Origin of the sequence: Pseudomonas sp. 44 R 15 (assembly GCF_900004965.1) — a bacterium.
GTDB lineage: Bacteria > Pseudomonadota > Gammaproteobacteria > Pseudomonadales > Pseudomonadaceae > Aquipseudomonas > Aquipseudomonas orientalis_A.
Genome location: NZ_CVTU01000101.1, coordinates 18600 through 20850, shown reverse-complemented (window position 1 = coordinate 20850; position 2251 = coordinate 18600). Strand labels below are relative to the sequence as shown.

The window sequence follows — 2251 nt, the reverse complement described above, 5'->3', positions numbered from 1 at the left end:
TTTTGCGCTTTTCAAAAGTGAGCCGCCGTCAGGGCGGAACCCTAAGTGGCCGTGACCGCAGAAACGGATATGTACTCGATCTGATCCAACATCCCGGCCGGCTCTGAGGCCGCTATCGGGGGCAAGCCCCCTCCCACATGTTGAACCGAGGTCGACCTACCAGACCGGTCAGTTCTCTTCTCCCTCCGCCAACAGCGCAATCCCCGCCACAATCACCGCCACACCCACCCAGTGCAAAACGCTGATGTGCTCCCCCAGCCCCAGCCAGGACCCCAGCAGCACCGCCACAAACACCAGCGAACTCAGTGGAAAGGCCAAAGACAAACTGCTGCGCCGCAGGATCAGCATCCACACAAAAAAAGCGCCGAGATAACTGGCAATCGCCGCCAGAATCCCGGGGTTGCGCGCCACCTGTGTCAGCCACTGCCAGTTGAAATCCATCTGGCCCAATTGATCACCGGCCACCTTGGTAAACAGTTGCCCGGCACTTTCAGTGGCGATCAACAGCGCCCACAGCACCAACGTGCCAAGACGCCCATGCAGCCAGCCCGTATCGAGGGTTTGCGTACTCATGCCTGGCCTCCCGCAATCGCCACCAACATCACACCGAAAGTAATCACCAGCGTGCCCAGCCAACGCCGTCGGCTGACGGTTTCCTTGAGCACGACCCTGCCCGCCAGCACCACCAGGCAATAGGCCAACGCCGCCAGCGGAAACAGCAGGCTCAACGGCGCACGGGACAAAGCTTCGAGCCAGACGAAAAACTCGATCACATAAGCCCCGACGCCGGCCCAGAGCAGCGGCGCATTGAACACCTGGCCCCAGAACGCGCGCAGGCGAAAACCGCCCTCAAGTTGCGGTAAACGGTCCACGCCCAGCTTGAAACACAACTGGCCAATCACATCGAGAACAATCGAAAACGCCAGCAACAGCACCACGGTCAGGGTCACGGGAACAGCTCCTCAAACAGGTCGATCAAGGCTTCATTGGTCGCCGCATTGCGCTGCAAATCCTGCGCGCTCCACCGCTCGGGCGGTGGCTGGTCGGACTTGGCCTCCCAGCGCTTGAAGGCGTTGCTGAAGGCCGGCGGCGCAAACTCGCCGCACACGTCGATGCCAAGGATGCGTTTATGCGCCGCCAACGCCCGCAGGGCCTGGAGCAAGTGGCTCAGGCGCATGCCACCCTGGTCCCAATTGGTGGCGGCGTCTTCGCTGGCCAGTACGTCTTTGTCGATGGTGATCCAGATCGCTTCGGTGGGCAGGCTGGCGATCATCTCCTTGAGGAAGGCCGCCCAATCCAGTTCCGCCAGGTTGCGCCAGTGCAGGTGGTTTTCCTGCTGTTGGTGCCCGGCGCCATCGCCGATCCGCCCCCACACCTGCGACGGCGGGTGCTGCCAGGGAAACAGCTGCAATTGCCCGCGCTTGAGGGCGCCAAGGTTACCGCCGCGCAGTTGCGGGTTATGCAGGTCGTCACTGCAAGGCCCCAGGGTGACGATGCGTTTGATCGCCGGCATTTTCAGTGCGCGGTTGACCCACGAACCACAGTGACGCTTGGGCGCAAAGCGCACCCAGTCGGGGTGGTTGTCGAAGTGGATAAGGCTGACGGGCTCCTTCAGGTCGGCCAGGAACGCCGGCGTGAGGTGGTGGTAGTCGCCGGAGCCGACGAACAGGATTTCCGGGCGTGCATTGCTGGGTCGTGGCCGTTGGGCCAGGCGCTCTACAAAGCGCTTCCAGGTTTTTTCCGTGGACCATAGGCGCAGTTTCGGGCCCAGGTCCAGCAGATCGAGGCGCGTCGCCCGGCCGCTGGCCAACCGCCGGGCAATCGGCGCCTGACCGGTGAGGCTGTGGTCGAGGTCAAGAATGTTCAAGGTAATGTTTCACCCCTAATGGCAGCGCCCAGCCGCAGACCGGGTGGGCTTTAGGGGGTCAATGCAAGGGGCGGGCCAGCTAAATATTCAAACCTGCACAGATCACAATGTGTGAGGGGGCTTGCTCCCGTGACGGCCGCATTAGCCAACGCGTGTCTACCTGACGCTCCGGGGTCCAAATGTGGGAGGGGCGGTGCGACGATTCGACTTGCCCCCGATGGCGGCCTCGGGGCCGACCAGGATGCTGGATTGGACCGGGTACATATCCGTTTCTGCGGTCACGGCTTCTTTGGGTTCCGCCCTTACGGCGGCTCACTTTTGAAAAGCGCAAAAGTAAGCAAAACGCTCTTGCCCCACCACTCGGCACCTCGCTTAGGCTCGGTG

Annotated in this window: 3 protein-coding genes; all 3 read right to left on the bottom strand. The window is 62.2% G+C overall.

Annotated elements, in window-relative coordinates:
* Positions 1-168: 168 nt before the first annotated feature.
* Genes BFP93_RS17660 through BFP93_RS17650 form a run of 3 tightly spaced genes read right to left on the bottom strand, consistent with a single transcriptional unit; the run spans position 169 to position 1867 of the window.
* Positions 169-573 (bottom strand): EamA family transporter, encoded by a 405-nt coding sequence (locus BFP93_RS17660; RefSeq protein WP_065885976.1) that lies wholly within the window; start codon positions 571-573, stop codon positions 169-171.
* Complete coding sequence (locus BFP93_RS17655; RefSeq protein WP_065885975.1) at positions 570-950, bottom strand: EamA family transporter; 381 nt, start codon at positions 948-950, stop codon at positions 570-572. The genes BFP93_RS17660 and BFP93_RS17655 overlap by 4 nt, the downstream gene beginning before the upstream one ends.
* A complete protein-coding gene (locus BFP93_RS17650; protein ID WP_065894034.1) occupies positions 947-1867 on the bottom strand; it encodes an arginase family protein in 921 nt (306 codons plus the stop codon). Before BFP93_RS17650 ends, BFP93_RS17655 begins: the two co-directional genes overlap by 4 nt.
* Between the last annotated feature and the right edge of the window lie 384 nt (positions 1868-2251).

Bases quoted from the DNA above. Each gene is read 5' to 3' on its own strand.
- BFP93_RS17660 (WP_065885976.1), bottom strand. From the start codon at position 573: ATGAGTACGCAAACCCTCGATACGGGCTGGCTGCATGGGCGTCTTGGC.